The following is a 20,007-nucleotide window of genomic DNA, read 5'->3' as shown; positions in this document are numbered from 1 at the left end:
CTGCGTGGGTCTCCTGCGGCCTAATTGCGAAAGACTCACTGGAGCACCCCTTGATCGGAACAAATATCGAACATATTGTCGAAAGCCAGATGGAACAGAGAAAGAACTCCGTGGACATCACCGCCAAGCTCGCCATCCTCGCCGACGCCGCGAAGTACGATGCGTCCTGCGCCTCGAGCGGCACGGACAAACGCAACTCGGCGGGGTCGAAGGGCGGGCCGGCGCGTGGGCTCGGCTCCACCGAGGGGGCCGGCATCTGCCACTCCTACGCGCCCGACGGCCGCTGCATCTCGCTTCTTAAGATCCTGCTGACCAACGCCTGCGCGTTCGATTGCCTCTATTGCGTCAATCGCGCCACCAGCAACACGCCGCGCGCGCGGTTCACAGTCGAGGAGGCGGTGACGCTCACGCTCGACTTCTACCGGCGCAATTACATCGAGGGGCTGTTCCTCTCGTCCGGCGTCATCCGCAACGCGGACTACACGATGGAGCAGGTGATGCGGGTGGCGAAGAGCCTTCGCCTCGACCACGGCTTCAAGGGCTACATCCACCTCAAGACCATTCCGGACGCCGCGCCCGAGCTGATCGCGGAAGCCGGCCTCTACGCCGACCGGCTGTCGATCAACGTCGAACTGCCTGATGAGACCAGCCTGAAGCGCCTCGCGCCGGAGAAGGATTTGCGCGCCGTCCGCCGCACCATGGCGGATCTGCGCGGGCGGATCGACGAGGCGAAGGAGCCGACCGCCGTCGGCCGCGCCCGCCCGCCGCGCTTCGCGCCCGCCGGCCAGAGCACCCAGATGATCGTGGGCGCCGACGCCTCCGACGACCGCGCCATCCTGACGACCTCCGCGAACCTCTACGGCTCCTACCGGCTGAAGCGGGTCTATTTCTCCGCCTTCAGCCCGATCCCGGACGCGAGCGCCGCCCTGCCGCTGGCCGCGCCGCCGCTGGTGCGCGAGCACCGGCTCTATCAGGCCGACTGGCTGATGCGGTTCTACGGTTTCAACGTGGCCGAGATCACCGAAGGCGGCGGCATGCTGGACCTCGCGATCGATCCGAAGCTCGCCTGGGCCCTGCGTCACCGCGAGCAGTTCCCGCTCGACGTCGCCCGCGCCTCCCGCGATCAGCTGCTGCGCACGCCCGGCCTCGGCAAGACGGTGGTGGACCGCATCCTGTCCGCCCGCCGGTTCCGCATGCTGAGGGTCGAGGATCTGCGCCGCATGCGCGCGCCGCTCGCCAAGGCCCTGCCTTTCCTCAAGCTGGCGGACCACACGCCGTCGATCGCGACGCTCGAAAGCGAGCGGCTGATCGAACGCTTCGTTCCCCAGCCGCGGCAGATGGCGCTCGCGCTGTGAGTCCGCGGCGGATCGCGCTTGCGGGGCCCTCAGACGTCGCCGGCTGGCGCGCGGCCGCACGCGCGCTGGCCTCCGAAGGCGTGCTTCCGCACGACGTGGTCTGGACCACAGGCGACGAGGATCGCGACCTGTTCGCGGCGCCTGTCGCGCCGGAGGCGCCGCCGCCCGCCCCCTCCGCGCTCTCCGTGCCGCGCGCCTTTCTCGATCTCGCCGAGGTCGCGCTGCTGCACAGCGACCCCGGCCGCTTTGACCTCTGCTACCGGCTGCTGCTGCGGCTCGCCGCCGACCGAACCCTCCTGGGGGACGCCGCCGATCCCGACGTCGTGCGCGCGCTCGGTCTCGCCAAGGCGGTGCGGCGCGACAGGCACAAGATGACCGCCTTCGTCCGCTTCCGGGAGGTCGCGCGCGAGGACGGCGCGTGGTTCGTCGCCTGGTTCGAGCCGGAGCATCACATCGTCGAGGCGACCGCGCCGTTCTTCATGCGCCGGTTCGCGGCCATGCGCTGGTCGATCTTGACGCCGGAGCGCTCCGCCCATTGGGACGGCTCCACGCTCGCGTTCGGCGAAGGCGGCCGCCGCGCCGACGCGCCGGACAGCGACGTTCTGGAGGACGCTTGGCGGACCTACTACGCCAGCATCTTCAATCCCGCCCGGCTGAAGGTCCACGCCATGCGGGCGGAGATGCCGCGGAAGTACTGGCGCAACCTTCCGGAGGCTTCGCTCATTCGTCCCCTGATCGCTTCGGCGGCGAAGGCGACGGCCGACATGGTCGCCGCCCCCGCGCCGGCGCCGAAGAAAGGCCAGCGCATGACGCCGATCGAAGCCTCCCCGGACCGCGGCGAACCAACGTCGCTCGAAGCGCTGCATGAGGAGGTCGACGCCTGCCGCGCCTGCCCGCTGTGGGAGCCCGCGACCCAGGCGGTGTTCGGCGAAGGGCCGCCCTCCGCGACGATCGTCGTCGTGGGCGAGCAGCCCGGCGACAAGGAGGACATCGCCGGCCGGCCGTTCGTCGGCCCCGCCGGCGCGCTGTTCGACAAGGCGGCGACGGAGGCCGGCCTCGAACGCGGCAAGGTCTACGTCACCAATGCGGTGAAGCACTTCAAGTTCGAGCCGCGCGGCAAATTCCGGCTGCACAAGACGCCCGGTCCGACCGAGATCAACGCCTGTCGCCCCTGGCTCGAGCGCGAACTTGCGCTCCTGAAGCCTCGGCTCGTGGTGGCGATGGGCGCCACCGCCGCGCGGGCGGCCTTCGGGAAGCCGGTGAAGGTGGGCGAGCACCGCGGGCGCATCGCCCGCCGCGACGGCGCGCCGGACGTGCTGGTCACGGTGCATCCGTCCTATCTGCTGCGCCTGCCGGACGAGGCGCGCCGGGAGGAGGAGTACCGACGCTTCGTCGACGACCTCGCTCTCGCGGCGAGCTATCTTGCGGAAGCGGCCTGACGGGCGTCGCGCTTCTCAACCCAGAACGACGTCAGGGCGAGCGCCAGCCCGCCGAGCGCGAGCACCGCGCCGACCCAGCCCGGGGCCGTCCAGCCGAGGCCGGCCGCGATCGCGACGCCCCCAAGCCAGGCGCCGATGGCGTTGGCGAGGTTGAAGGCCGAATGGTTGAGCGCGGCGGCCAAGGTCTGCGCATCCGCCGCCACGTCCATGAGCCGGGTCTGGAGCGCCGGCCCGATCGCGATGCAGGTGCCGATCAGGAACAGGTTGACCGTCGCGGTCCACAACGTGGCGGAGCCGTAGACGAAAGCTCCGATCACCGCCGCGCTCCAGACCAGCGTCCCGAGGATCGTGGCCTTGAGCGCGCGGTCCGCGAGCATGCCGCCGACGATGTTGCCGGCGATCATGCCGAGGCCGAGGACGGCGAGCATCACCGGCACAAGGTTGACCGGGAGGCCCGTCACCTCCGTCAGCGTGGGCGAGATGTAGCTGTAGACCGCGAACATGCCGCCGAAGCCGACCGCCGCCACGCCGAGCGTGAACCAGACCTGGGGCTTTGCGAAGGCGCCGAGCTCGCGGCGCGCGCTTGCGCCCTCCGCCGCGGCGATCGCAGGCAGGAAGGCGCGCACCATCACCGCCGTAAGCAGCCCGAGCGCCGCCACGGCCATGAAGGTCGCGCGCCAGCCGAAGGCCTGCCCGAGCCAGGTGGCCGCCGGCACGCCCACAACATTGGCTGCGCTCAGGCCGAGCATGACGTTGCTGACCGCCTGCGCGCGCTTGTTCGGCGCAACGAGCGACGCCGCCACAAGCGCGGCGACGCCGAAGTAGGCGCCGTGCGGCAGGCCGGCGACGAACCGTCCGGCGGTGAGCGAGAGATAGCCCGGGGCGAACGCGCTCGCGAGATTGCCCAGCGCGAAGAACAGCATCAGCCAGACCAGCAGCGCGCGCCGCGGCGCCTTGGCGAACAGCACGGCGAGCAACGGCGCGCCGACCACGACGCCCAGCGCATAGGCGCTGATCATGTGGCCGGCGGCGGGGATCGAGACCTCGACGTCCGCCGCAACGTCCGGCAGCACGCCCATGGCGGCGAATTCGCCGGTCCCGAGCGCGAGACCACCGACGGACAGGGCCGTCAGGGCGAGACGGGCGCCGTAAGGCGCGCTTGGAGCGCGCTCGGCGGCGTAGGCGTGGGGTTCCGCCGTGAGCGCGGCGTCGGAGACGGACATGAAGCCCTCCGGAAAAAAAAGGGCCGGCAGAGCCGGCCCAAGTCTAGGGAGGAAACGCCCAAGGAGGGCTAGGCCAGCGCAAGCGCCAGCCACGTCATTGGTATACTGAAGTCTTGGTCATGCTGCAACGCAGCGATCTGCAGAGCAGTCATGCGTTCCCGCACAGCCCAAAGATTGAGCCACCTGCCTGTCAAATAACGGTCATTTGCGATGCGCCATGCTGCTGCACCGCAACGACGGCCGGCATCTTTTAATAGGCGCCGTCTATTAAAATCGCACCCCGGGCGCACGATCCGCCCTTTTACGCGCGATCGAACCCGAACCGGCCCAAGCCTGGCAAGTTGATCGCAGGGCTTCGAAACTCCAGCCCGAACACCGCGCCGAGGACGTTGATCTCCAGGCCTTCCATCCAGCCGAGCGTCACGCCGCCATAGCCGCCCGCGGTGAAGCGCAGGCCCGTCTTCGAAGGCGTCAGGGCGACCCAACGTCCGTCATAGGGAAAATCTTTCCCCAGCGCGGTCGTCGGCAGTTTGGCGTCGAGCTCCGGCACCGCCGCCATCACGGCCGCCACGAAGGTGTTTGAGTTCGGCCCGGGCCAGGCGCGGTAATCGCCGATCGCGGCGAACCCATAGCCCGCTATCGCCTCGCGGATCTTGGGGATGGCCCGCTCCGCCAAAGCGCCGTCGGCGGCGAACACCAGCTCCGGCGCGCGGCCGAACCAGCGGCCGTCGGCCACGAAGCCGTTGACCCGGATCGGCTGTCCCCAGGCTGTGTAGTCGTACCGCGTGTAGGCGTCCGCGCCCTTCGCCTTCACCACGATCCAGCAGTGAGACGCGAAGATCCCGCGCCAGCGCACCGTGCGCGCCGCGAACACGCGCACGACCGCCTCCGGCTGCTGGGCGGCGGGCGGCAGCAGACCTGCGCTGGAACGGTCCGCGGCCTGCCAGTCGCGCGGCGCGCTCCCAAACGCGTACAGCAGGGCGGACAGACCGAGGGGCAGCAGGAACAGGACGACGAAGCTGCCGGCGAGCACGCCGATCGATCGAAGAATCATACGCACCCGGGGCAAATGAGGTGGAGGCCGCGTCCGATCCGGACGCGACGCGAACATAGGCGGCCGGGGCGCTGGGCGGGAGCTGCGCGCTCGACTTCGTGATGTGGCGTATAAGACCGCCGAATCGGGCTCCGGTCCGAATGCGCGGCAGGGAGTATGCGATGCGTCGCTTCGCCAAGGGTTTGGTCGCCCTCGCGGCCGTGGCCGGTTCGGGATGCGCGGCGGAGGCGCCCCCGCGCCCTGCGCCCCTCGCCGAACCGGCCGATCCCGTGCGCTACGCCTGCAACGACGGCTCGTTTCTCTCGGTGCGGTTTCAGGGCGACGCGGCGGACGTCACCATGGTCGACGGCGAGAAGGCCCTGCTGTCGCGCCTCCGCGGGGCGTCCAGCGTCGGTTACGCCGCCGACGGCTTCGAACTTTGGAGCCGGGGCGACACCGCCACGTGGACGGCGAAAGGAAGCCCGGCGACCGCATGTCTCGCGACATGACGGGCGGCGAGCGGGGTCAGGCGCAGTCGAGCTCCCGGTCGGTCGCAATCACGCAACGCGACTTGCCCGCAAGCTTGGCCTGATAGAGCGCGGCGTCGGCCACCTGCAGCAGCTCCGGCAACTCTTCGCCATGATGGGGGGTCAGCGCGACGCCGACGCTGACGCCGATCGTGACCGCCATGCCGTCCCCGAGGTCGTAGGGCGCGCCGACTTCGCGGATCAGCCGCTCGCCGAAGGCCGGCGCCTGCGCCCGCTCGACATCGCGGGCGATGATGACGAACTCGTCGCCTCCTATTCGGGCCGCGACGTCGCCCGCGCGGAGCAAGCCCTTTAGCCGCGCCGCGGCCGCCTTCAGAAGCCGATCGCCGGCGGTGTGGCCATAGGTGTCGTTCACCGCCTTGAAGCCGTCGAGATCCAGATAGAGCAGCGCCAGACGATGCCGCTCGCCGCGCCCTACCGTGTCGAGCGCCTGCGTCAGGCCGTCTCGGTTCGAAAGCCCCGTCAGCGCGTCGTGCCGGGCGCGGCGGTCGTTCTCGCGCTCCGCCTCCATGGTGTTGACCAAAAGACCATTGAGCCGATAGGCGGCGAGCCGCATGCTGATGAGGTAAAATGGGATCTGCACCAGCGCCGCCAACATCGCCGGTTCGCCGGAGAACGGCGCCACCAGGCAGATGGGTCCGAGGCTCAGCGCGATCATCAACGCGACGAGACGCGGGGCGGCGAAATTCCGGAAGCAGATGCCCCCGACCATCGCCGCGGCGGACATGCAGGCGACCGTCGCGGAGACCCAGTCTCCGCTCAGTACGCAGATCGACGCGCCTAAACCGACGCTCGCCGCCCAGACCACCGACAGCAGCAGATAGACGTCGGTGGGCGTCCCCTGCCCCGCCTGGGCGCGCCGGAACGAGATCACAAGCACGGCGAGGCGCGCCACGCCGATCACGATCTCCGCCACGAACCAGGCGATCAAGAGAGGTCGCCCCAGCCGCACGGCGACGATTCCGGCGATCAGGATGCTGTTGAACACGCCGCCGGCGAAGATGGGGAGCGTGCCGTGCAGGCTGGCGATCAACGCCCGCCGGATCTCGGGCGGCACGTCTTTCCCGGCCTCGGTTAGCCAGCGCATGACCCGCCATCGCGGGAGACTGAAGAGGCCTTTGTGTCCCATGCCGCCAGAACCGTTCGCCGGAGTTGCCGGCCGTTAACTATGAACAGCTTCCATGGACATGATTCCGGCTGCGCTCAAGCCTAACCTGTAGGCGTTCGCAGGACGGTAAGGCCTCAGAGCCGCTGCGACGCCCCATGGGGCGATCACGACAGCCCGTCTTCCCGCAAGCTTGGTGTAAGGATCCGACGCGCATCGCCGATCCGCCCACGGCGCACGTGCAAAACCGTTCGACGCCGCGGTCGCCTTCGCCGTAGATTTTCGCTCTCGCGGAACGCCTGAAAGACTTCGATGACCGACGCCGTCGCCCAGACCCCCGAGCCCTACGACATGACGGCTGCGGAAACGGCCAATCTCTTCGAGTCCGTCGTCGACATCGCTCTCGCGATCAAGGCCATCGCCACGCATCTCTCGGAAATGGAGACGTTGAAAGCGCACGGCCTGACGTTCGAGGACTACTGCGTGCTGAACGCGATCGCGACCGCGCCCGGACGGAAGGCGGCGGCGATCGCCCGCGAAGTCGGCCAGTCGCGCCAACGCTTTCAGCAGATCGCCGACGACTTCCGCACCCGTGGGCTGATCCAGAAGGCGAGTTCCAAGGAGACGCCGCGGGCGAAGCTCCTGACCCTCACCGAGACGGGTCGAGCGGCGCTCGAGGCCGTCGCGGCCCAGGGGGAGGCGCTCGACGTGCATCTCGACCCCCGTGAGCTTCGCCATGTGGCGATCGCCCGGCGCGCGCTGGTGCGGCTCGACCGCAGCTTCGCCGAAGGATTGGGGCTGAGAGCGAAGAAGGCGAGGACCTGACCGCATGCGAGGCACGATGCAGCTACTCTGACTGCATACACCGAGGAGGCACTTCGGCTCCGCGCAGATCCAAGACGCCATTCCGGCAAATCGAACGACTTGGAAATTCCGCCGCGCGTTCGGATGGCGAACCATTGCGCCTATAGCTTTGAACATAAACGTTCGTCGGAGAAAGCACGAATGTCGGATTTGACCTCACCCCTTACGAAGAACGTAATAGCCAAGGATAATAAATTCGAAGCCATTGTAGGCGGGGCTCATGTAATTAAGGGCTACTCTTTCTTTCGGGGCGAACATACCAATTTCGGCCCTGAACTGAATCAAATTGACCAGCCCGACGGGCTCATCAAGTTCGTTTTGAATGGCCTGCTGCCCGCCGCTCCATTTATAACGGCGAACGACAAAATCGTCGCCTTTGGGAGCTTCTTTGCTGATAACATCAGTAATTATCTCAATAATATTTGGCTCAAAGTCCTAACCAAAATCGATAAAATCGCTTATGTTTCAAAATTAGGCGACGGAATTGTCAATACATTTGCACTTCGCCATCAATTTGAATGGACCTGGAATAATTTTATTCCGAAGTCTGCGCTATGACACGGATATAAAGCTGAAGAATTTGGATATGATGAAGACATCCGACTAAGGACAAAAGAATTATTTAACCCATGTGATGTTTTTATACTTACGCTCGGGCTATCTGAGATTTGGTATGATGAGCCAACGGGCGAGGTTTTTTGGCGCGCGGTCCCAGCCGACAAATTCGACGCCTCCCGGCATAAATTCCGGATTGCCGAGTACGAAGAGAGTCTCGATAATATCCGGGCCATCTATCAGATGATCCGCGAACATCGCACTAACGTCTCTATTATATTTACACTTTCGCCAATACCTCTTGCGGCGACGTTTCGCTCTATTAGTTGCATCGCGGCGAACAGCCCTTCAAAGGCCATTCTCCGTGCAGCCTTAGATCGCTTCTATCGCGACGTATCTCCAAATGACGATAGAGTTTTTATTTTCCACCATACGAGATCGTAATGGAGTGCTTCTCCCATCGATTTGGAAGTGACCAGCGGCATATTCGTGCCTCACATCCTCAAACTGAACATGAGGGCATTCGAACGGTACTTCTGCACAACGGGAGTTACCGATGAGAATCTAATTGCAGATTATGTTGAGGCGCTGTCACTCGACAGAGGGCTCGGCGGGGCGGATAAGGCGAACGCGCTCGAGCGGATCATGCGCGATCGCGCCGCCGAGCAAGCTGCCGCCTATGCTGCAAGGTTGCAGAGCCGCGAAGTCAGGATCGAAGAGCGCAAAGCCGCCTATGCCGTGATACGAAAGGAGCGCCTTGCCCGGCGCACGCTGGAGAGGCCCGAGCGCAGCGCCTCCGACAGCCCGGCCCTCGGACCACGAAAGATATGAAAGCCGACTAATTTTGTGCGGTACGGCGCTGTGCGCCCGCAATCTTGGCAGTCCGGCCGAGGAGGGCAATCGGTCAACCGTCGGCATCCACGGTCCCTTGGTTGTCCTCGGTCACGACACGGGCATCGGGGAAATATCGCGCGTAGAAATCCGAGAAGCGATCGAGGATGATCTCCTGGTCTTGTGCGGACATTTCGTGCCGGTGCCGGTGCGGATGCGCGACGTTGCGTTTTCCGTTCGGCCAGGACGCCGCTTTCAGCGTGATCGCTTCGACGCCGCCCTTCGGCGGCTCCAGTTGGAGATGGCGACAGATCTTTTCGATGGTGAGCGCCGGCGAGAACGCCGTCTCCTCGTAGTAGAGAAGCAGAGCGTCCGGCGCCGACGTCCACTCCGCCACGCGCGCGATGTTGGCCTCGATCACCGAGAAGCTGCTCGTAAGATTGTTCGGCCGCATGTCTTGCAAGAACGGCCTCCCAAGGGCTTGGCGACGCGTGGCGACATCCATCAGGGAGAGCGCTAGATCACGCGGATCCCTGATTGCGACGCTGAGTTTGGCCTTGCCCTTCGACAGCATCCTAAGAATGGAGTCCGAAGGGGACGCATGCGTCCGGAGGGTCACCAGCGCCTTCGACGGGGCCGCAAGGCGGATCGCTCGAACGACCCCATGCTGCCAATCCCGCACATTGTTGACGGCCCCGCCCTGCTCTTTGGCATCGCCTCGATGCTCGGGCGACAATTGGACATGCGGATGCCCCAGTGACTCGAAGAGCGCTTGCGTCAAATAATAGGTGTAGGTTGAGCCGCCTTTTTCCATGCCGAAGCAGACGTAAAGCATCACTCATTACCCCGTTTGAGGGCCAAATCTCACAGCGAACACATGCAGCGAACGGATTCGAGCCGTCAGAGACGCAAAAGCGGCCAAGCCAATTCTACCCTTGTCCGACCGCTTGGCGGCGACCGCCGCAGCCAAGCCGAGTTCAGGCGCGCGTTCAATCCCCGAACACATTGAGGGCGCGCCGCATGTAGCGAACCCTCCCGCGCTGCGGTAGGGTCCGCGCCGCGTCCAGACGGCGGAGGCCGGGGCGCAGCGAAATTGCGCGCCTAGCGGCCCGCAACATGGAGACGTCAATGTCGAGCAAGCCTTCGGTCGTCCTGCTGGGTTTCTTCGCGCGCGGCAACGCCGGCGACGAGGCCTTCCTCCATGTGCAGCACGATCTGCTGAAGGACGACTTTCACATCATCGTGCCGATCGAACACAAGAACGCCTACGAAGGCTTCCAGAGCTGGGAGCCCTACAACCAGTGCGAGATCATCAATTACGACGACGTGCCGCGGGTCTATGGCTCGGACGTCGCCGCGCTTCACATCGGCGGCGGCTCGCTGCCGTTCGGTTTCTCCGGTCAGTTCCTGATGTCCGCCCTCGACGCGCAGAAGCGCACCATGATCACGGGCGTCGACTCCTCGGTGAAGTCGGCGCTGGGCCGCGACCACATCCGCTTCGACATCTACAACCGGCTCGACCTGTTCTCCGTCCGCACCACCAAGTCGATCTTCAACCTGCGGAAGGCCGGCGTCGGCGTGCACCACGGGGCGGACTGGGCGCTTGGCCTGAAATCGATCGAGCCGCCGGAGCACAAGCGCGGCGGGGCGTTGGTCACCCTGCGCAACTTCGGCACTCCGGACCAGGAGCACATCGAGGCCGTCAACCGTCTGCACGCCTATCTGGAGCGCCAGGGCCACAGGGTGCGCTACCTGCCCTTCGCCCCCGACGACCAGCGCTTCATGAAATTCTTCCCCACCGCGAACGCGGACAACACCGAGCTGTGCTGGCATGACCCCCGCCAGGTGAAGGGCCTGATCGGCGCGGCTGACGTCGTCGTCAGCGTCGGACGTCTCCACACGCTGATCATGTCGATGACGTCGCAGGTTCCGACGCTTGCGATCGACCCCAAGATCATGGTCGACGGCAAGCACATCCTGAACCGGAAGAACGTGTTCTTCTGTGAGGAGGTCGGCCTGCCGTTCTACTACTCCGTCGACGACATGATCGCGGAGTACGGCGACGACTTCAACAGCCGCGTCAAGGCCATCGACTTCGCGCCAGATTACTACGAGCGCCTGAAACAGCAGTTCGATCTGGTGCTGAAGACGGCGCGCGGCGACGCTGAGGTCGATAAGAGCTGGCGCGCTGGCGCCGCGGCGGTCCCCTCATTCGGGGCGGCGGCGGCCCCAGGCGCCGCTCCTCTTCCGAAGCCGGTCAAGGGACCGGACTCTCCGGAGCGTGCGGCCGCACGTGAAGCCAAGCGCGAAGCCAAGCGGCAGGAGCGCATCCGGGCGAAGGCGGACGAACAGGCCGCCAAGGGCGGGGAGACAACAGAGCGTTCCGACGCCGCCTGATCTCGGACGCAGCCCTGAGACGACGGCGCGCCTTGCGCGCCGTTTCGTTCAACCGCGGTCGAAGGCGCGGCGGATCGTGGAGATCATCGTCTCGAGGCGCCTCTGGCCTTCGCGCAGCGCGACCTTGCCGGACGGCCGGGCGCGGCCGCCCGAGATGACGGCCATCGCGGCGTCGACGCCTGGCAGGTAGTCGATGTCCAGTTCGGCCGCCATCGCGGCGATCTTGGCGAAGGAGCCGGGATCCTGGCCCTCGACCAGCGGCGGGCAGATCTGCATCACCGGCGTGCGGGTGGTCGCCGCGAAGATGGTCGGATGGAGGCGGCCGACGCTGATCATCAGACCGCTCGAGGCGATGAACTGCTTCACCCGGCGCGAGTTCCACCAGTGTCTTTCGCTCGGCGCCAGGCGATCGAGGCCGAGGTCGGCGGCGAACTTGTCGTCCTCCGCGCAGAAGGGCATCAGCGTCGGTTCATAGCCGCTCGCCGCCAGTTCGCCGATCAGCCGCTCGACCTCACGCACGTATTGATACGACACGACCTGCAGCGGAAACTCCCGCAAGGTCACGAGCGCCCGGCGCTCGTTCATCGTGACGTCCGTCGCCTTGTCGGTGACGAGACGCAGCGCCCAATCCGCGCCGTAGGTCACCTGGCGTTTGGCCAGGTGAGCCTGCTCGACCGCGGCGGCCGAGCGCAGCGCGACCACGTTGAACAGCCTGATGTAGCTCTGCAGAGCGGCGTCGGCGGCGGGTCCCCGGTGAAACCGGCTCGCGGGCAGGTCGGTGCCGGCGAACGCGATGGGAATGCCGGCCGAGCGCGCGGCGATGACCTGATCCGCCACGAAGCCGATCGGCAGCCCGCCGCCGCCGACGATCATGGCGCGCGCCGTCCGGGCGGGATCAGCCAGATTGCCCTGATGGATCCGCTTGCAGCGCTCGTAGGGGTACCAGTTCCAATAGCCCTCGGCGGCGCCGTGCTCGTCGAGGCTCACGATCACGTCGTAGTCGCGCGCGAACTCCTCGTAGATCACTTGGAACAGCGCTTCGTCGCCGCAGTTTCCGCGGCCGAAGAAACCCGCGACGAGGAGCGCCGGGCGGTCGGCGGGCGACGCTAGGGTGACCACGTCGGCGGCGCTGCGATAGCCCACGTCGGAAACGGCCGCGCCGTCCGCGCCTTTCGGAACAAGCAGGTACAGCGCGCTGTCGGCCTGGAAGAAGCGCCAGAACACATTGAAACCAGCTAATGCGGCGGCGTTCTCGAACGCCGCGACCGCGGCCGAGCGCCCGACATTGTCGCCGCTGCGCGGCGCCGGCGTCGAGGCGAGGACGGGGGTCTGGGCCTTGGCCAACCGCCGCAGCAGCCCCTTGTCGTCGCGCACGGAGCCGAACACGCCAAACGCCGTGATCAGGTCCGCCGCCGGCAGTTCGAGGCGAGCGAAGTTGCGCCGCGGAACCGTGGATTCGAACTCGACGACGTCGCGACTGTCCCAAGAGCTCGGTCTGAGATGCGCCTCGATCGCCGCCGGCTCACCGCCGAGGTCCAGCACATGCAGCCCGCGTCGCACGAACCGGCTTGCGAACCGCGCCTGCGCCTCAAGTCCTTCCGCCATCGTACTCCTCGTCCGCACGCAGCGGGCGCACGCCGACACGCAACGACCGGCTCACCCTGGGTGTGTAGCCGCAAATCCCGCCGCGCCGGAAGCCCTTTCGCTGAGCCGCGGCGCTCCGCCTGCGTCCCGTTCAGGGCAAACTGACCGGTTACGCCTTCTTCAGAAACTCGGTGCGCAGCACCAGTCCCTTCACCTGCTTGGTGTTGCACTCGACCTGCGCGGGGTCGCCGGTCAGGCGGATGGCCTTGACGAGCGTCCCGCGCTTGAGCGTCTCGGACGTTCCCTTGACCTTCAGATCCTTGATCAGCGTCACGCTGTCGCCGTCCTGAAGCGCCGCGCCGTTGCAGTCGCGCGTGATGTCCTCGTCGCTCATCGGCGGCGTTTCCTCATGTCCGATTCGTCACTGCGGCAGGCAGACCACGCCGGAGCGGCGGAGAAAAGGCTTGGAGCGACGGACGCCTCAGCGCCGGTGGGCGGCGGTTCGCCGCAACGCCGCCGGACGGCGCCTGCGACGGACGGGCGCTCGCAAGCCCGTCCCGCTCCGCCGCGTCGCCCCCCTTGCGAGGCGGCGGCTCAGACCGAGCGCAGGGCGTTGCCGTCCGCCTTCAGCGCAGCGTCGAGGTCGGCGGGATCGACGTGGTGGAAGGCGTGGGGACCGCCGCGCACGGCGATCGCCGGCGTCTCCAGCGTGGTCGCAGTGCGGCGGTAGGCGAGGAACGACAGCCCCAGAATCTCCTCCTCGTCGACGACGACCCGGTAGGTCCCGGCCGGCTGGGCGTCGTCGATCGCGGCTAGCCGGAACGGATGGCCGAACGTGACGGTCGTCTCGGTGGTGCGCGTGGACACGCCTTCGCCTCAGGACTTCTTCGGCTTTTCGGCCTTTCCGGCCGAGGCCGAGATCCCCCGCGTGAGCATCGTCGGAGCGGCGACGGGCTCCTTCACCTTCTTGGGCTTCTTGGCTTCCTTGTTGCCGCGCTTTTGTGCTTTGGCCATGAGCTTCGCTCCCGGAGGACCGGCCGCGGTTGCGGACCGGACATCAAAAACCCCGCCGCCTTGAAAGACGACGGGGCGCAGCCGCTGAGCGGCTCTTTAGGCGCGGCGCCAGCGCGCGACGCTCGGAATGCGCCGACCTATGGGTCGGCATGCCGACGAGGCGCCTTGGCGGCGGCCTCAACTCCCGATCAATCGGGAGGCGCGATCAGCGCGGAATCTGCAGCTTGTCCGCGGTCATCTTGCCGCTCTTGCGATCGGCCACGAGTTCGTAGTTGATCTTCTGGCCCTCCTGGAGATCGGAGATGCCGGCGCGTTCCATGGCGCTGATGTGCACGAAAGCGTCGGCGCCGCCGTCATCCGGCGCGATAAAGCCGAAGCCCTTTTGCGCATTGAACCACTTCACTGTTCCCGAAGACATGGGAATTCCTCTTCCAATAAAAACAATACCCGGGCCGACCCGCAGATTGACCACGGCTGATTTTGTTGCCGAAACGATAGAACCCGACGCACATCATTCTATAGTCGACGGCGTCCAAATCCTACGTTTTTGAAGCAACATTTCGAAAATGCGCCTACGACGCAATTTTTACAAGGACCGACTTTGCTAATTTTCGTAAGGTCGACCATGCGGCTTAGCCGTGTGGTTCTCGTCCTCGATCGTCAAGCCCCGAGCACGGCTTGGCGGCCCCACTTTAGGAACGCCCTTGGACGTTATGGTGAAGCCGGTCGATGGCCGGGATGAGTGGTTGCTGACCGATCTGCTCGGCCGCCCGATGGGCGTGATCCGCGTGACGGACACGGGCGCGCTTCTGATTGAACCGGACGGCAACGCGCGCATGACCATGACGGGCATGCGCTGCGGTCCCTTCCCGTCGCTCGACGAGGCGTTGGCCGCCATCGAGACGCACACCCGCGGCGTGTGCCGTCGGGAATCCGGAGAGACCAAGCCCTAGGCGCCTGACGTTGCGGACGCGTCGCCCGAGACGGAGACCGTCACCGCCATGTCCGAGAAGGCGTCGCCCGCGCCGAGATAACTGCCGGACACCGGCATGATCTGCCGGATGTCGCGCGCGACGGCGACGGGGATCAGGTTGGCGCTTCCCACGCTCCGGTTTGTCGGGTCGAAGGTGATCCACCCCGCGCCCGGCAGATAGACCTCGGCCCAGGCGTGGGTGGACCCGGCGCCGGCCGAGCCGGTCAGCCCTTGCCCCGGATCGTAGAGGTAACCGGAGACGACCCGGGCGCCGAAGCCCAGGCTGCGGGTCGCCTCGGCGAACAGCGTGGCGAGATCGCGGCAGGAGCCGCGCCGGCGGCTCAGCGTCTCGACTGGCGTCTGCGTGCCCTCGTCTTCGCGGATCTCATAGACCACGCCGCTCCAGACGCCGACGTTGAGGTCCTTCAGCAGCGACAGCGTGTCGGTCCGGTCCCCCATCACGAAGCCCCGCGCCCAGGCGCGCAGGCGCCCTTCGACGTCGAGGTGCTGGTTGAGCGTCAACGATCCGAGGTCGGTCCGCTCGTCGCCGGAATAGGGAAAGGGGTAGGCGACCGCCGAAGCGGCGATGGAAAACACCGGCCAGGCCGGCGCGTCCAGCTCGATCCGCGACACGCTGTCGATCCGGAGCTCGTCGGCCGGGCTTGCGAAGCTCGCGGTCGCGACCGCATTGCCGAAGACGTCGTGCGCCCAGGTGACCGAGGCCTCCGGGGTCAGCGCGAGCTCCGCGCCGACCAGCCGGAGTTCGCGGCTCTCCCGCGGCCTCAGCACCAGCCGATGGGGCTGCAGCCGGACGGGCGTCCTGTACCGGTAGATCGTCCGGTGCCGGATCGTGATCGCGGTCGGGGCCACGCTTGTTCCCTTACTGCTCGTCCTCGGCCGCCCTCAGACGGGCCGCGACCGCGAGCGTCGTTTCCGAGGAGTTCACCACCGCGCCGCCCTCCAAGACGATGACGGTGGATCCCGTCGCCGACGTCTGGATGGCTATCACGCGGTCCGGGCGGACGAAGTTCGTGCCGCCCAGACTTTTCACTTCAATCAGCTTCGCCAAGAGGATCGCCTTCCGTCATGCCGCGGCGCGGCCGGGGTCCAGGTGTCGTCGGGCGTCAGTAGCCCATGTCGCCCGGACCGGACGCGCCGCCGGCGTCCGCGACGCTGGCGATCATGGCTTCCGTGGTGATGAGCAGCGCCGCGACCGAGCCCGCATCCTGCAACGCGGTGCGGACCACCTTCGCGGGGTCGATGATGCCGGCGGAGATCATGTTGACGTAGGCGTCGGTCTGGGCGTCGAAGCCGGCGTCGGGATCGTCCGACTGCAGCAGTTTGCCGATCACGATCGAGCCTTCCGCGCCGGCGTTTTCGGCGATCTGCCGGATCGGCGCCTCGAGCGCGCGCAGCACGATGGAGATGCCCGCCTTCACGTCGGCGTTGTCGGAGGTCACCTGCGCCAGCGCCTTCTTGGCGCGCAGCAGCGCCACGCCGCCGCCGGGAACGACGCCTTCCTGAACCGCGGCGCGCGTCGCGTTCAGCGCGTCGTCGATGCGGTCCTTCTTTTCCTTGACCTCGACCTCGGTCGCCCCGCCCACGCGGATGACAGCAACGCCGCCCGCAAGCTTGGCGAGCCGCTCCTGCAGCTTCTCCTTGTCGTAGTCCGAGGTGGTTTCTTCGATCTGCCCCTTGAGCTGCGCGATCCGCGCCTGGATCGCCTCGCTGTCGCCCGCGCCGTCGACGATCGTTGTGGTGTCCTTGTCGATGCGAACGCGCTTGGCGCGGCCGAGCATCTCGATCGTGACGTTCTCGAGCTTCACGCCGAGATCCTCGCTGACGACCTGACCGCGCGTCAGCGTCGCGATGTCTTCGAGCATCGCCTTGCGGCGGTCGCCGAAGCCGGGGGCCTTCACCGCCGCGACCTTCAGGCCGCCGCGGAGCTTGTTCACGACCAGGGTCGCGAGCGCCTCGCCTTCGACGTCCTCGGAGACGATCAGCAGCGGCTTCCCGCTCTGGACCACGGCCTCGAGCAGCGGCAGCAGCGCCTGAAGCCCGGTCAGCTTCTTCTCGTGGATGAGGATGTAGGGGTCTTCAAGCTCGACCGACATCTTCTCGGGGTTGGTGACGAAGTACGGGCTGAGGTAGCCGCGGTCGAACTGCATGCCCTCGACCACGTCGAGTTCGGTCTCGGCGCTCTTGGCCTCCTCGACCGTGATCACGCCCTCGTTGCCGACCTTGGTCATCGCCTCGGCGATCATCGCGCCGACCGACGCGTCGCCGTTGGCGGCGATGGTGCCGACCTGGGCGATTTCCTCGGACGACACGACCTTCCGGGCGCGGGCTTCGATGTCCTTGACCACGGCGATCACCGCCATGTCGACGCCGCGCTTCAGATCCATCGGGTTCATGCCGGCCGCCACCAGCTTGGAGCCCTCGCGGAGGATGGAGGCCGCGAGCACTGTCGCGGTCGTGGTGCCGTCGCCGGCGAGGTCGTTGGTCTTCGAGGCCACCTCGCGCAGCAGCTGGGCGCCCATGTTCTCGAACTTGTCGAGAAGCTCGATCTCCTTGGCGACGGTGACGCCGTCCTTGGTGATGCGCGGCGCGCCGTAGGCGCGGTCGATGATGACGTTCCGCCCCTTCGGGCCGAGAGTCACCTTGACGGCGTCGGTCAGGATCTCGACGCCGCGCAGCATGCGGTCGCGGGCTTCGTTCGAAAAGATGACGGTCTTGGCGGTCATGAGGAGGGCTTTCTGAAAAGGAAGACGGCGAATGCGAAAAAGCAGGGAAGCGGTCAGGCCGCCTGCGCGAGCGGGACCTTGTCGAGGACGGCGATGAGGTCGCCCTCCTTCATGATGAGGAGATCGACGTGGTCGATACGCACTTCCGTGCCCGACCATTTGCCGAATAGAACGACGTCGCCGACGCGGACGTCGAGGGGAAGGCGCCCGCCGCGCTCGTCGCGCGCCCCGGGACCGACGGCGACGACCTCGCCCTCTTGGGGCTTCTCCTTGACCGTGTCCGGGATGATGATCCCGCCCTTGGACGTCGCGTCGCCTTCGAGGCGCCGGACGGCGACCCGATCATGAAGAGGGCGGAATGTCATGGAGGGGCCCCTTTCGGGCTGGACGCGCATGAGCGCGTCAGACTTCTATATGGGCGGGTTCTCGCCAGATTGATACGGCGGCCGCGAAATAAGCTCCCGTCGTGAGGGCGCCCGACGTCACGCCGTCCGGAGCTGTCGGTCGGCATGGCCGAGAAACGGGGCCGAAGATCGGACGGTTTCGCATCATGAGGACGCCGCCGATCTTACGGCGACAGGCGCTGACGGCGACCAAAAGACGTCGCGCTACTTTCCAGCGCTATAGCTCGTCATGCAGCCCGCCGCGCCGATGGCCGCACTCCTCAGCGTCGTCGCCAGCCGCGTCGACGTCGCTCCCGCGCGCCCGGCGACCGGGCGTGCGGACGAAGCGCCGATCGAACGATCGCCGTCCCACCGCGAAGCCACGGCCTCGACCGAGCAAGCGCCAAGGCGTTAAAATTGCGACGACGGCGTTGGGACTTACGTTCGGGAGGTGGTGGAGCCGAGGGAAGCGGCTTTTCCCCGGCTCGTCAACGACTTCGGGCGTCTACCCGCCCTCCCCCGCCCCACTGATCGGAAAGGGCTTTCTGGCCGATTGGCTCAGCCGTCCGCGGCCTCGGACGAGCTTCGCTCGATCGCTCGTCAGCTCATCCGGATCTCGCCTGATCGGCTCGACCCCGAGCGGTTTCTGATCGCTCGGGAGACGCTCGCGGAGCGCCTCCACGATCTCGCGAGCGAGTTGGAGGCGGGCCGATGACCGCGGTCCGGCTCGTCGATCGTGACGCCTGGATCGGCGCCGTACTGGCCTCGGATGGGCTGTCGGCAACGGCGAAGAACGTGGCTGTCCGCATCGGCCTTCACGTCAATCGCCAGACCGGCCGCTGCGATCCCGCCGTTAGCACGATCGCCGCCGGCGTTGGGCTGACGGTGCGGCCCGTCGAGAAGGCGATCGCGACGCTCGAACGGGGCGGCTGGCTGGCGCGGGGACGTGGGGTCCACCGGTCGAACAGCTATGCCCTCCGGCTCCCGGAAGGGGTGAACCCCGTCCCGGCGGACGGGGTTGCGACCGTCGACCCCGTCGCGCTGGACGTCGTTGACCCCGTCCCGCGGGACGGGGTTGGGGAGGTTGACCCCGTCCAGGCGGACGGGGTTGAGGCCTTGAACCCCGTCCGGGCGGACGGGTCTACCCCGTCCCGCGGGACGGGGTCAGAACCCGGAACCCCGTCCCGGCAGACGGGGGTACCCCGTCCCGCGGGACGGACTAACCTTGAATCTAACCAAAGAACCCCCCTTACCCCCCAAGCCGCCCGTCAGCCCGACCCGAGCAAGGGGCTTTCGGGAAGGATCTTGATCGCGACTGACGACCCGAGGTGGCCCGTGGTCGCCAACGCTCATCGCCGCCGGAACGGTCGCTGGCCTCCGAGGGACACCTTCACCGAGAACGGAATCGGACGCATCGGCTGGAAGTTCGACGCCTCGTTCGTCGCGCAGGCCGAGGCCGAGGCCGAAGCGGACGCCAAACGCGATGAACTGCGTCCGATCCCGCCGGGCTACCGCCCTCCCTACGCCGACGCCGCGGAGTGACCTCATGGCCGACTGGCCCTACTCGACCAGCACGTGGCAACGCCTCCGCACGGCGAAGCTCCACGCGGCGCCGATGTGCCATCCGTGCTCGCTGCTCGGTCGCGTCGCGGTGGCGAACACCGTGGACCACATCGTCGCCATCGCGTCCGGCGGCGAGCCGTTCCCTTCTCTCGACGGCCTGATGTCCATGTGCGCCGATTGCCATCGCACCAAGACGAACGCAGTCGACCGCGCCGGCGGCAAAGGCGTCCGCTTCAAAGGCTCGTCGAAGGATGGTCTCCCGATCGACCCCTCGCACCCATTCTTCTCCGGATGACAGGGAGGGGCGGGGTCGAGGACCGGAGGCTAGGGCCGCCGGACCGATGTGGGACAGACGGATATACTTAGTTCGGAAATTTATTTCAGGCCGGCGCGAGC

Annotated in this window: 23 protein-coding genes; 10 read left to right on the top strand and 13 right to left on the bottom strand. The window is 66.8% G+C overall.

Annotated elements, in window-relative coordinates:
- The first annotated feature begins 110 nt into the window (after positions 1–110).
- Both K244_RS0119120 and K244_RS0119115 read left to right on the top strand, forming a co-directional pair.
- Positions 111–1,355: a putative DNA modification/repair radical SAM protein gene (locus tag K244_RS0119120; protein ID WP_024816621.1), complete on the top strand. Its 1,245-nt coding sequence runs from the start codon at positions 111–113 to the stop codon at positions 1,353–1,355.
- Positions 1,352–2,794 (top strand): UdgX family uracil-DNA binding protein, encoded by a 1,443-nt coding sequence (locus tag K244_RS0119115; protein WP_020187899.1) that lies wholly within the window; start codon positions 1,352–1,354, stop codon positions 2,792–2,794. Before K244_RS0119120 ends, K244_RS0119115 begins: the two co-directional genes overlap by 4 nt.
- Here K244_RS0119115 and K244_RS0119110 read toward each other — a convergent pair.
- Both K244_RS0119110 and K244_RS0119105 read right to left on the bottom strand, forming a co-directional pair.
- A complete protein-coding gene (locus tag K244_RS0119110) occupies positions 2,773–4,017 on the bottom strand; it encodes an MFS transporter (RefSeq protein WP_020187898.1) in 1,245 nt (414 codons plus the stop codon). The genes K244_RS0119115 and K244_RS0119110 overlap by 22 nt on opposite strands.
- 301 nt (positions 4,018–4,318) lie before the next feature.
- Entirely contained in the window at positions 4,319–5,071 is a 753-nt protein-coding gene (locus K244_RS0119105; RefSeq protein WP_020187897.1) for a DUF3750 domain-containing protein, read from the bottom strand.
- A gap of 161 nt (positions 5,072–5,232) precedes the next feature.
- Between K244_RS0119105 and K244_RS0119100 the strand changes: the two genes are divergently transcribed.
- Entirely contained in the window at positions 5,233–5,559 is a 327-nt protein-coding gene (locus K244_RS0119100) for an MliC family protein (RefSeq protein ID WP_020187896.1), read from the top strand.
- A 16-nt stretch (positions 5,560–5,575) separates the two neighbouring features.
- Here K244_RS0119100 and K244_RS0119095 read toward each other — a convergent pair whose 3' ends face one another.
- Positions 5,576–6,685 (bottom strand): GGDEF domain-containing protein, encoded by a 1,110-nt coding sequence (locus tag K244_RS0119095; RefSeq protein WP_020187895.1) that lies wholly within the window; start codon positions 6,683–6,685, stop codon positions 5,576–5,578.
- A 330-nt stretch (positions 6,686–7,015) separates the two neighbouring features.
- On the opposite strand from K244_RS0119095, the gene K244_RS0119090 reads away from it, so the two are divergent.
- The 3 genes from K244_RS0119090 (at position 7,016) to K244_RS0119085 (ending at position 8,953) form a co-directional block, all read left to right on the top strand.
- Positions 7,016–7,528, top strand: a complete 513-nt coding sequence (locus tag K244_RS0119090) for a helix-turn-helix domain-containing protein (protein ID WP_020187894.1) — start codon at positions 7,016–7,018, stop codon at positions 7,526–7,528.
- 180 nt (positions 7,529–7,708) lie between these two features.
- Complete coding sequence (locus K244_RS23770) at positions 7,709–8,125, top strand: hypothetical protein (protein ID WP_155931859.1); 417 nt, start codon at positions 7,709–7,711, stop codon at positions 8,123–8,125.
- 468 nt (positions 8,126–8,593) lie between these two features.
- Complete coding sequence (locus K244_RS0119085; RefSeq protein WP_020187893.1) at positions 8,594–8,953, top strand: hypothetical protein; 360 nt, start codon at positions 8,594–8,596, stop codon at positions 8,951–8,953.
- A gap of 73 nt (positions 8,954–9,026) precedes the next feature.
- On the opposite strand, the gene K244_RS23765 is transcribed toward K244_RS0119085, so the two are convergent.
- The gene (locus K244_RS23765) at positions 9,027–9,788 is read right to left on the bottom strand and encodes a sulfotransferase domain-containing protein (protein ID WP_346430356.1); all 762 of its coding nucleotides are present in this window, start codon (positions 9,786–9,788) and stop codon (positions 9,027–9,029) included.
- Positions 9,789–10,081: 293 nt separating this feature from the next.
- On the opposite strand from K244_RS23765, the gene K244_RS0119070 reads away from it, so the two are divergent.
- A complete protein-coding gene (locus K244_RS0119070; protein ID WP_020187890.1) occupies positions 10,082–11,350 on the top strand; it encodes a polysaccharide pyruvyl transferase family protein in 1,269 nt (422 codons plus the stop codon).
- A 48-nt stretch (positions 11,351–11,398) separates the two neighbouring features.
- On the opposite strand, the gene K244_RS0119065 is transcribed toward K244_RS0119070, so the two are convergent.
- From K244_RS0119065 to K244_RS0119045, 5 genes are all read right to left on the bottom strand, one after another.
- A complete protein-coding gene (locus K244_RS0119065; RefSeq protein WP_020187889.1) occupies positions 11,399–12,955 on the bottom strand; it encodes a polysaccharide pyruvyl transferase family protein in 1,557 nt (518 codons plus the stop codon).
- Between the two features lie 148 nt (positions 12,956–13,103).
- Complete coding sequence (locus tag K244_RS0119060; RefSeq protein WP_020187888.1) at positions 13,104–13,328, bottom strand: alkylphosphonate utilization protein; 225 nt, start codon at positions 13,326–13,328, stop codon at positions 13,104–13,106.
- Between the two features lie 200 nt (positions 13,329–13,528).
- Positions 13,529–13,801, bottom strand: a complete 273-nt coding sequence (locus tag K244_RS0119055; RefSeq protein ID WP_020187887.1) for a hypothetical protein — start codon at positions 13,799–13,801, stop codon at positions 13,529–13,531.
- Positions 13,802–13,810: 9 nt separating this feature from the next.
- A complete protein-coding gene (locus K244_RS24005) occupies positions 13,811–13,948 on the bottom strand; it encodes a hypothetical protein (protein ID WP_020187886.1) in 138 nt (45 codons plus the stop codon).
- 205 nt (positions 13,949–14,153) lie between these two features.
- Entirely contained in the window at positions 14,154–14,366 is a 213-nt protein-coding gene (locus K244_RS0119045) for a cold-shock protein (protein WP_020187885.1), read from the bottom strand.
- A gap of 295 nt (positions 14,367–14,661) precedes the next feature.
- On the opposite strand from K244_RS0119045, the gene K244_RS0119040 reads away from it, so the two are divergent.
- On the top strand, positions 14,662–14,901 hold the full coding sequence (locus K244_RS0119040) for a hypothetical protein (RefSeq protein ID WP_020187884.1): 240 nt from the start codon (positions 14,662–14,664) through the stop codon (positions 14,899–14,901).
- Here the strand turns inward: K244_RS0119040 and K244_RS0119035 are convergent.
- Genes K244_RS0119035 through K244_RS0119020 form a run of 4 tightly spaced genes read right to left on the bottom strand, consistent with a single transcriptional unit; the run spans position 14,898 to position 18,030 of the window.
- Positions 14,898–15,791 carry a transglutaminase family protein gene (locus tag K244_RS0119035; protein ID WP_020187883.1) on the bottom strand — a complete coding sequence of 298 codons (894 nt, stop codon included), beginning with the start codon at positions 15,789–15,791 and terminating at the stop codon, positions 14,898–14,900. The genes K244_RS0119040 and K244_RS0119035 overlap by 4 nt on opposite strands.
- A 10-nt stretch (positions 15,792–15,801) precedes the next feature.
- Positions 15,802–15,990, bottom strand: coding sequence for a hypothetical protein (locus K244_RS0119030; protein WP_020187882.1), 189 nt, complete (start codon positions 15,988–15,990; stop codon positions 15,802–15,804).
- Between the two features lie 55 nt (positions 15,991–16,045).
- The gene (gene groL, locus K244_RS0119025; protein ID WP_020187881.1) at positions 16,046–17,665 is read right to left on the bottom strand and encodes a chaperonin GroEL; all 1,620 of its coding nucleotides are present in this window, start codon (positions 17,663–17,665) and stop codon (positions 16,046–16,048) included.
- A 53-nt stretch (positions 17,666–17,718) separates the two neighbouring features.
- Complete coding sequence (locus tag K244_RS0119020; RefSeq protein ID WP_024816616.1) at positions 17,719–18,030, bottom strand: co-chaperone GroES; 312 nt, start codon at positions 18,028–18,030, stop codon at positions 17,719–17,721.
- A gap of 729 nt (positions 18,031–18,759) precedes the next feature.
- Between K244_RS0119020 and K244_RS23755 the strand changes: the two genes are divergently transcribed.
- Positions 18,760–19,590: a hypothetical protein gene (locus K244_RS23755; RefSeq protein ID WP_155931855.1), complete on the top strand. Its 831-nt coding sequence runs from the start codon at positions 18,760–18,762 to the stop codon at positions 19,588–19,590.
- A gap of 4 nt (positions 19,591–19,594) precedes the next feature.
- Positions 19,595–19,906, top strand: coding sequence for an HNH endonuclease signature motif containing protein (locus tag K244_RS0119000; protein ID WP_020187876.1), 312 nt, complete (start codon positions 19,595–19,597; stop codon positions 19,904–19,906).
- Positions 19,907–20,007: the final 101 nt, after the last annotated feature.

Source organism: Methylopila sp. 73B, from assembly GCF_000526315.1.
Classification (GTDB): Bacteria; Pseudomonadota; Alphaproteobacteria; order Rhizobiales; family Methylopilaceae; genus Methylopila.
This window is presented reverse-complemented; position numbering and strand designations above follow the sequence as displayed.

Bases quoted from the DNA above. Each gene is read 5' to 3' on its own strand.
- K244_RS0119110 (WP_020187898.1), bottom strand. From the start codon at position 4,017: ATGTCCGTCTCCGACGCCGCGCTCACGGCGGAACCCCACGCCTACGCC.
- K244_RS0119105 (WP_020187897.1), bottom strand. From the start codon at position 5,071: ATGATTCTTCGATCGATCGGCGTGCTCGCCGGCAGCTTCGTCGTCCTG.
- K244_RS0119100 (WP_020187896.1), top strand. From the start codon at position 5,233: ATGCGTCGCTTCGCCAAGGGTTTGGTCGCCCTCGCGGCCGTGGCCGGT.
- K244_RS0119095 (WP_020187895.1), bottom strand. From the start codon at position 6,685: ATGCGCTGGCTAACCGAGGCCGGGAAAGACGTGCCGCCCGAGATCCGG.
- K244_RS0119090 (WP_020187894.1), top strand. From the start codon at position 7,016: ATGACCGACGCCGTCGCCCAGACCCCCGAGCCCTACGACATGACGGCT.
- K244_RS23770 (WP_155931859.1), top strand. From the start codon at position 7,709: ATGTCGGATTTGACCTCACCCCTTACGAAGAACGTAATAGCCAAGGAT.
- K244_RS23765 (WP_346430356.1), bottom strand. From the start codon at position 9,788: ATGCTTTACGTCTGCTTCGGCATGGAAAAAGGCGGCTCAACCTACACC.
- K244_RS0119070 (WP_020187890.1), top strand. From the start codon at position 10,082: ATGTCGAGCAAGCCTTCGGTCGTCCTGCTGGGTTTCTTCGCGCGCGGC.
- K244_RS0119065 (WP_020187889.1), bottom strand. From the start codon at position 12,955: ATGGCGGAAGGACTTGAGGCGCAGGCGCGGTTCGCAAGCCGGTTCGTG.
- K244_RS0119060 (WP_020187888.1), bottom strand. From the start codon at position 13,328: ATGAGCGACGAGGACATCACGCGCGACTGCAACGGCGCGGCGCTTCAG.
- K244_RS24005 (WP_020187886.1), bottom strand. From the start codon at position 13,948: ATGGCCAAAGCACAAAAGCGCGGCAACAAGGAAGCCAAGAAGCCCAAG.
- K244_RS0119045 (WP_020187885.1), bottom strand. From the start codon at position 14,366: ATGTCTTCGGGAACAGTGAAGTGGTTCAATGCGCAAAAGGGCTTCGGC.
- K244_RS0119040 (WP_020187884.1), top strand. From the start codon at position 14,662: ATGGTGAAGCCGGTCGATGGCCGGGATGAGTGGTTGCTGACCGATCTG.
- groL (WP_020187881.1), bottom strand. From the start codon at position 17,665: ATGACCGCCAAGACCGTCATCTTTTCGAACGAAGCCCGCGACCGCATG.
- K244_RS0119020 (WP_024816616.1), bottom strand. From the start codon at position 18,030: ATGACATTCCGCCCTCTTCATGATCGGGTCGCCGTCCGGCGCCTCGAA.
- K244_RS23755 (WP_155931855.1), top strand. From the start codon at position 18,760: ATGACCGCGGTCCGGCTCGTCGATCGTGACGCCTGGATCGGCGCCGTA.
- K244_RS0119000 (WP_020187876.1), top strand. From the start codon at position 19,595: ATGGCCGACTGGCCCTACTCGACCAGCACGTGGCAACGCCTCCGCACG.